The 7280-nt window shown below is 72.0% G+C and carries 6 protein-coding genes; 2 read left to right on the top strand and 4 right to left on the bottom strand.

Going from position 1 to position 7280, the window contains the following annotated elements:
- Nucleotides 1-2: 2 nt before the first annotated feature.
- Both PV721_RS38960 and PV721_RS38955 read right to left on the bottom strand, forming a co-directional pair.
- Nucleotides 3-1403 carry a hypothetical protein gene (locus PV721_RS38960; protein WP_319732925.1) on the bottom strand — a complete coding sequence of 467 codons (1401 nt, stop codon included), beginning with the start codon at nucleotides 1401-1403 and terminating at the stop codon, nucleotides 3-5.
- A gap of 42 nt (nucleotides 1404-1445) precedes the next feature.
- Nucleotides 1446-2705 (bottom strand): cytochrome P450, encoded by a 1260-nt coding sequence (locus PV721_RS38955; protein WP_319732923.1) that lies wholly within the window; start codon nucleotides 2703-2705, stop codon nucleotides 1446-1448.
- 244 nt (nucleotides 2706-2949) lie between these two features.
- Here PV721_RS38955 and PV721_RS38950 point away from each other — a divergent pair, with 244 nt between their 5' ends.
- Nucleotides 2950-4389 (top strand): Twin-arginine translocation pathway signal, encoded by a 1440-nt coding sequence (locus tag PV721_RS38950; RefSeq protein ID WP_319732921.1) that lies wholly within the window; start codon nucleotides 2950-2952, stop codon nucleotides 4387-4389.
- 181 nt (nucleotides 4390-4570) lie between these two features.
- On the opposite strand, the gene PV721_RS38945 is transcribed toward PV721_RS38950, so the two are convergent.
- A complete protein-coding gene (locus PV721_RS38945) occupies nucleotides 4571-4825 on the bottom strand; it encodes a hypothetical protein (protein WP_319732919.1) in 255 nt (84 codons plus the stop codon).
- Nucleotides 4826-5429: 604 nt separating this feature from the next.
- On the opposite strand from PV721_RS38945, the gene PV721_RS38940 reads away from it, so the two are divergent.
- Nucleotides 5430-5705 carry a hypothetical protein gene (locus PV721_RS38940; protein ID WP_319732917.1) on the top strand — a complete coding sequence of 92 codons (276 nt, stop codon included), beginning with the start codon at nucleotides 5430-5432 and terminating at the stop codon, nucleotides 5703-5705.
- Between the two features lie 911 nt (nucleotides 5706-6616).
- Here PV721_RS38940 and PV721_RS38935 read toward each other — a convergent pair.
- A partial coding sequence (locus tag PV721_RS38935; protein ID WP_319732915.1) for a hypothetical protein occupies nucleotides 6617-7280 on the bottom strand: 664 nt, incomplete at its 5' end.

Below are 7280 nucleotides of genomic sequence, written 5' to 3'. Positions count from 1 at the left end.
GTTCAGGAGGAGAAGGCGGTGACGGGGGCGCCGATGTGGTCGGCGGGGTCGAAGGCGGCCGCGGGGCGGGTGGCGAAGCGAGCGTCGAGCCGGGCGAAGGGCTCCTCGTGGCCGGTCTTGGGGTCGTAGGCGAGGCAGAAGACGAACTGCGCGCCGTCCGGGCCGGGGGTGATGGTCATGGAGACGATCACCCCGGTACGGCTGGCGGGGTTCCAGTCCAGGTCGAGGTCGGCGAGGGCCTGGTGGAAGACGGTGGCGTCGGGGACATGCCAGGTCGGGGGGACGTGGTACTCGACGACCGCGCGGGCCGGGTGGTCTGCGGTGCCGACGATCCGGTGGGCGATGACCTGGTAGATGTGCAGGCTCCCGGAGACCTGGGCGTCGACCTCGGTGAAGTACAGCTGGCCGTCGGGGGTGGTGATGGCGTCGGCGGACAGGTGACCGCGGTAGCCGAGCGCGCGGTAGGCCTCGGCGAGGCGGGCGCCGTTGTCGACCAGGCGGGCATGCACCAGCGGATTGAGGCCCTGGAGCGGGACGGTCTGGTGGGAGAGGCGGCGGCCGACGTAGTGCAGGCGGCCCTGCTCGGTCGGGCAGGTCCCGGAGTCGTCGGTGAAGTGCTCGGAGTACACCGCCTCGGCGCCGGGGGCGAACGCGGCGACGACGACGGGGTGGCGGCCGTCGGCGGACGCCCAGTCCCAGCGCTCCTCCCAGTAAGCGGTGACGCCGGCCGGGCCGGGAGCGAGGCGGTGCAGGTGTCGGGCGCCGACGTGGTCGGTGGCCAGGCTGCTGCCGGGGCCCAGGAGGATCTGGTTGCCGACGCCGGCGCCGTTGTGGGCCTGCTGGACGACCACCGCTTCGGCCTGGGCCAGGAGCCGGTGCGTGGCGGAGACGGCTTCCTCGCGGGAGCGGCAGACCTCACCGGGAACGGTGGGGACGCCGGCCGCCGCGGCGATGGCCCGGAAGTTGGCCTTGTTGTTGCCGATCTCGGCACCGCCCTGCGCGAAGTACGCCAGCCCGGGCATCCGGTCCGCGAGCCCCAGGGCGGTGGCGAAGCGGGCGACGGAGGCCGAGGGCCACAAGGCGAAGATCTCGCCGACCGCCTGCGGGCCGCCAGCCGGGCGCAGCGCGGCGCGGACCTGGTCGAGGAAGGCGGTGTCGGTGAGCGCTTCGGGGTCCAGGAGCATCTCGCCGTAGCGGCCGGGCGGGGCGGTCAGCACGGTGACCTCGCCGGGTCCGGTGCCGGTGAGCGTGAGGGCGTAGTCAAGGAAGGCGGGGTCGGGTTCGGTGCACAGGATCAGGACGTCGCCGGGGCGGGCGAACCAGGCCAGGCGCTGGGTCCAGGCCCGCATGTCCGTACGGGCGCGGATGGCGGGGTCGATGTGGTTGCCGATCAGGATGCGCAAGAGGATCTCCGAGCAGAAGGGCAGGCGGCGAGGGCGCGGCTGTCAGGGGTGGAGGGTGGCGGGGAGGACGGCGAAGGTGCGCATCGTGGCCGACGGCTGCCTGCGGGCAGTGCCCGCCGGCCGGAGCGGCGTGGGGTGGGTGCGCAGGGCGTCGAGGGCGGCGCGCAGGCAGGCCTGGGCGGCGCGGGTGCCGATGCAGGAGTGGGTTCCCCAGCCGTAGCCGAGATGCCGGTTGTCGCGGCGGTCAAGGAGCAGCTGGTCGGGGGTCGGGAAGCGGGCGGGGTCGCGGTTGGCTGCGGTGAAGAGCAGCACCACCGTGTCGCCGGCCGGGATGGGGATGCCGGCGATCGTGGTGGCGTGGATGGCGGTGCGGCTGGTGCCCTGGACGGGCCCGTCGAAGCGGACGAGTTCCTCGGCCGCCCACGGCACGACCCTCGGCTCCGAACGCAGCCGGTACTGGGCGTCCGGGTGGCGGGTGAGGGTGTGCAGGGCGTTGCCCAGGGCGGCGGTCATGGTGCTGTAGCCGCCCTGGAACATCACCCGCGCGGTGTTGCGGATGAACAGCTCCTCCGTCTCGCCGGCTCCGGCGGGGGTGCGGGTGCGTACGTGGGCCAGGAGCCCGCTCGGGCGGCCGGTATCGGCGAACCATGAGTCGACCAGCGTCGTCAGCTCCTCGCGGGCCCTGCGGCCGGGCTCGACCAGGGCGGGGTCGAGGCCGCCGTCCATGCTGCGCATGATCGCGTCGGAGGCCGCGGCGAACTCGGCCAGCGGCGGCTCGTCCACGCCGAGCAGGTCGCAGACCAACGACAGGGACAGCGGTGCGGCGAGCTCGGTCATCACGTCGAACAACGGCTGCTCGGCTGCCGCGTGCAGAAGGCCGGCGGCGCGGTCGCGGGCGCGGGCCTCCAGGGCGGGCAGGTCCTGGGCGCGCAGGGCGTTCATGAAGAGCGAGCGCACGCCGGCCTGGTCGGGCGGGTCCAGCGACTGCACGCTCAGGCTCGCCGCGGGCACGGCGGCGCCGGTGCGGCGCCGGTCGCGGGCGAAGACGGTGTGGTCGCGCAGGACGGCCGTGCAGTCGGCGTACCGGGTGACCAGCCACGAGGACATGCCGTCGTGCCAGGACATCGGGGCCTGCTCCCGCAAAGCGGCCAAGGCCGGGTAGGGGTTGTTGACGGTGGCGGGGTCGAGGGGGTCGTAGGTCAGCACCGGCAGCACGAGGGTCTCCAGGTGGTCTCGGGGCGGGTGGCACAGGGGCCCGGGCCCGGTGTTGAGGCCGGGCCCGGGCCCCGTCACGGGGGACATGTGGGTGATCAGTGGTCGTAGGACATGGCGGGGTCACCCCCCTTCGTCCTCGGGATTCGCTGCCCGGTCGGGCTCGCCTCACCAGATTCCGCCCGCACCTGACCCGCCGTCATTGCCACCGGGACGAGGAGACATTGCGGGGCTCCCGCAATGCACCGGACGGGCAGTGACGGAGTGGTGTCGCCCTGTCACAGGGGTGGGCTACGGTTGCTGTCCCGATATCCCGCTCCCGCCGGGGGTGCCCATGGCCACCGCCATCACCCGCTCACGCCGCGCCACCATCAAGAAAGAGGCAGCCGGCATCCGGATGCGCTGCCAGCGCGAACGCCTCGACACCGAACAGACCGCCGCCGAGATCCGCCGCGCCCTGCCCGAGGTGCAGCAGCTGGAGGCCTGGCGGCTCGCATTGGGCTGGTCCCGCTCCGAGACCATCACCCAGGTCAAGGCCCTGTACGTCTCCGACGGGCTGTTACCGCGAAGCCTGTCCGACCCGATGCTGTGCCGGTGGGAACACGACCCCCGCGAGCGCCCCGATCGCGAGTACACGGTCATGCTCTGCCGCGCCTACGGCGCCACCCCCGCCCAGCTCGGCCTGGGCTTGACCGAACAAGTCTTTCCGGAGCGCGAGTTGTCCACCGTGATCCGGTACGGTCGGCCCGAGACCGACACGTGCAGCGCTGGCGCACGGGAAATGGTGGTGCACATGACCACAGCCGCCGGCCTTCCGGCCGTCCGCGAATCCCTCCAGCTCGCCCTTCTCGCCGATCCCCACGGCAGCGCTGAGGTCGCCGAGTTGGCGGAGGCGGCCGTCGAGCACTACGCCCTCACCTATCCCAAGCACCCCCCGTACCTCCTCTTCGAGGAAGTACGGGCCGCCCGCGGTCTGCTCACCGACTGCCTGGTCACCGGCCACGTCCACGAGCAGTTCTCGGGCGGACTGCACCGCAACGTCGGCTGGCTCTCGGCCCTGATGGGCAACCTGGCCTTCCACCTCGACGACCACACCGGCGCGCGCGCCCACCTGGCCACCGCCACCGCCTACGGCACCCGCACCGACGACGCACGGCTGACCGCCTGGGCCCTGGGCGCGCAGAGCATGGTCGCCCGCGCCGAGAACCGCTACGAGAACGCCCTGGCCTACGCCGAGCGGGCCGTCGCCCACGCCCCCGCCGGCCTGCCGAAAGCCCAGGCACACGCCTGGGCACAGCTGACCTCCCTCGCCGGACTCGGACGGGAGCAGGAGGCCGACACGGCGCTTGCCGCGGCCGCCCGCGAACTCGAAACCGATCCCGTTGGGTTCGCCCCGGGCCGGTTCGGGTTCGACGCCGCCGAGTACACCCTCCACCAGGCCGAGTCCGCCATCGCCCTCGGCCACCACAACCGCGCGCGCTCTGCTGCCGAGACGTCCATCGCGTCCACTGCCGTGGCCACCCCCGGCTGGGCCGCGGCCACCCTGGTCCTCGCACAGGCCGAGGCGCCCACCCAGCCCACGGACGCGGCTCAGCGGGCCCTGGATGTCCTCGCCCGTGTCCCCGCCGCCCGGCTGCGCTCGACGTCACGCGCCCGCCTCGCCCGCCTCGACCAAGTCCTGGCCGGCGTACCGGCTTCGGGGGTCGGCGACCTTCAGGAACGGGTCCGCGTCCTCGTTCCCCTGATCGACAACAACGGCAACGCAAGCACTTGAGTCCATACCTGCCTCGTCGACCGGCTCCAGACCGGTGCGTGGCGCTCTTCGCGAACGCGGCGAACGAGTCCGCCCGCTTCTACAGGTTCTGCCCGGCCTGCTCGGCCGTTTTCCGATCAACGCACGATGCCCCGCCCAGTGGGCGGGGCATCGTGCGTCAACGTGCCGGGGGTGATGTTTGTCAGCCCTCGACCGGGCTCGGGTGAAGCGCCTTCGTCACGACGTCCTTCTCCAGCTTGAATCGATTCTCCAGCCCGTACTGCTTGGCGTGCTCCGTCACCGCGTCTCCGAAGACGGCCGCCGCCTCCAGCCAGTGGCGCCACCGCTCCGCCGAGTACGGGCCCTGCAGCGCCTCGATGCGCGCTGCCTCGCTGGCCAGCTTGAGCTCGACGAGTCTCTGCCGGGCCGTCGGTTCGTCTACCTGTTCGTCTGCCACGCCCGGATCCTAGGCGGCGGGTACGACAGTGCCCCGTAGCCACTCGCCGAGGATCTCCTCCTACCCAGGTGTCGGCTTGCGGCCAGCCGCCACGAACACCGAATCGCATCGTTGATCGCGGGGAGAGTCCTTCTCGGACGACGTGTGGCCGCCGCGATGATCGACCAGCTCGTCCACCATGCCAAGGGCCTGACCCTCACGGGCGACTCCTACCGCACCCCCCAACGACGTGAACTCCTCGCGCGGAGAACCGCGCCAGCCACGACTGATCCAGGCTGCACCGTTGCACACCGCTGGTCACAGAGACCACTGGCAATACAGGCGAAGGCCTGCAGCCCCAGCGCGCCGAGCCAGGCCCGCCAAGGCTTCCAGGACACCGAGTGCCGTCCGAGCGTCGACCTGGCACTGCTGCAGTTCGGACGTCATGGACCACGACTCGGTAGCGCGCGCCAAGTCGGCCGGCCCTCCTGGCCGGTCGACCACGGCCACGGCAGCCTGGTCGTCGGCGGCGGAGAAGTAGTCGCACATCGTCATGCGCCGAGTCTGCGCTCGGGCCGCCAGGAGCGGCGACACCGTCGCCGACCGCCTTCGAGCGGAAACATCCATGGCGTCCACTGCTGTGTCCACCCCCGGCTGGGCCGCAGCCACCCTCGTCCTCGCACAAGCGGAAGCGCCCACCCAGCCAGGAGACGCCGCTCAGCGGGCCCTCGATGTCCTCGACCGCGTGCCCGCTGCCCGGCTGCGCTCGACATCACGCGCCCGCCTGACCCGTCTCGACAAGGTCCTTGCGGACATTCCGACTGCGGGGGCCGGAGACCTTCGCGAACGTGTCCGCGCCCTCGTTCCTCTGATCGACAACCACCGCAACGCCAGCACGTGAACACCACGCCTACGGCCTGGCCAGGCCGTAGAGCAGAACGTCCAACTGCCGGGTGTTGCTGGGACTGGCCCCCGGGCACACGGGGCGGACGCTTGCCCTGAATCGCCCTGATATGCGAGCCAAGGTTGATCCCCGGGCGCGCGGAGCGGGCGATGAAGTTGTATCGCCAAGTACCCCCGAATCGGGCTGATCCCCGGGGGCGCGGGGCGGGCCTCAGGCAGCTTGGCTTCACGGACTACGACGACGGCTGATCCGCGGACGCGCGGGGCGTACTTCTTGCCGGACTTGTTGCCGGAGCTGTTGGTGGGCTGATCCCCGGGCGCGCGGGGCGGACGGAACCAAGCAGTCCGACGCACACCTCGGGACGGGGCGATCCCCGGGCGCGCGGAGCGTACGTACTGCGGCAGCGGCGCTTCCGAGACCGGTCCGGCTGATCCCCGCGTGCGGGACGTACTGGTCTGCCGCCTGACTCCGCGATCGCTACCTCGGCTGCCCCCGGGCGCGCGGGGCGATCTACACGCCTCACACTCCATAAGCCACCCCCGCGGGCCGATCCCCGGGCGCGCGGGGCGCATTTCATCCTGAATGGGGCAGGAGCGGATATCCAGGGCTTATCCCCGGGCGTGCGGGGCGACGCCGCCTAGGGGCGCGACATGATCCGATGGCGGGGCCGATCCCCGGGCGCGCGGGGCGTACCCGTCGAGCTTGCACCGCGGCCAGGTGGACTTGGGCTGATCCCCCGGCGCGCAGGGCGCACCCTCCCCGAACTGCACTGATCCCTACGGCCGGGTCCGCTCTCACTCACTCGTTGCTCGCTGTGTTCCCTGGCGTGAGGGATTTCTGGGCCATGGTGAGCTGTGCCCAGGTTGATCCTCGTTTCCGAGGCTCCGAGCGTACGTCGCGTCCCCGGGTCATGGCCGCCGAACCAGGCCCACATCCGGGTGATAGCTCAAACGTTCGAGACACGGGTCGACTGGCTGGCCGTCGGGGCGCAGCAGCAGGACGGGGCGTCCCGCGAGTGCGCCGGCGTTGGGGATGCTCCAGGTTGTGGGGTCGGGCAGTGCGGTGCGTCCGGTGAACCAGTGGGCGGGGGCCGGGATGGTGTTGCGGTGGATCTCCAGGCGCTGGCGTCGGTGGGGCTCGGTGTCGCGGATGGGGTGGTAGGCGCTGAGGTCGGCTGGTTCCGGATCGGTGGGCTGCCAGGTGAGGTGGCCGGTGTCGGCGTGCTCGTAGAGGGCGACGAGGTCGGTTGACGGCGTGCCGAGTCGTGAGCGTGCGAAGGCCTCGTCGAGGGGGCTGGAGGCGAGTTGCGCCACCGTGGTGGGGTTGCCTTCCTCGTCGTAGGGCCACAGTGCGCGGTGGCCTGCGTGGGTGGCCTCTTCCTGAAGGCGTCGGATCCACTGGGGGTGGAGTTCGGCGAGGAGTTGGTGGATGGGGTGGTCGCCGGCGGGGGGATGGTCGGCGTAGACGGTGTCGAGGAGCGGCTGGGTGTCGTGGGGGTGGTGGAGGGTGAGGGGCGCCTGGGTGGGTGCGCGGTCGGTGAGGGCGTGCCAGTTGGCGGCCAGGATGTAGGGG

Source organism: Streptomyces sp. MB09-01, assembly GCF_033794505.1.
Taxonomy (GTDB): Bacteria; Actinomycetota; Actinomycetes; order Streptomycetales; family Streptomycetaceae; genus Streptomyces.
The sequence above is the reverse complement of the archived record's forward strand: the minus strand, read 5'-3'. Positions and strand labels throughout refer to the sequence as shown.

Coding starts and splice junctions, on each gene's coding strand:
- PV721_RS38955 (WP_319732923.1), bottom strand. CDS start 2,705: ATGTCCCCCGTGACGGGGCCCGGGCCCGGCCTCAACACCGGGCCCGGG.
- PV721_RS38950 (WP_319732921.1), top strand. CDS start 2,950: ATGGCCACCGCCATCACCCGCTCACGCCGCGCCACCATCAAGAAAGAG.
- PV721_RS38940 (WP_319732917.1), top strand. CDS start 5,430: ATGGCGTCCACTGCTGTGTCCACCCCCGGCTGGGCCGCAGCCACCCTC.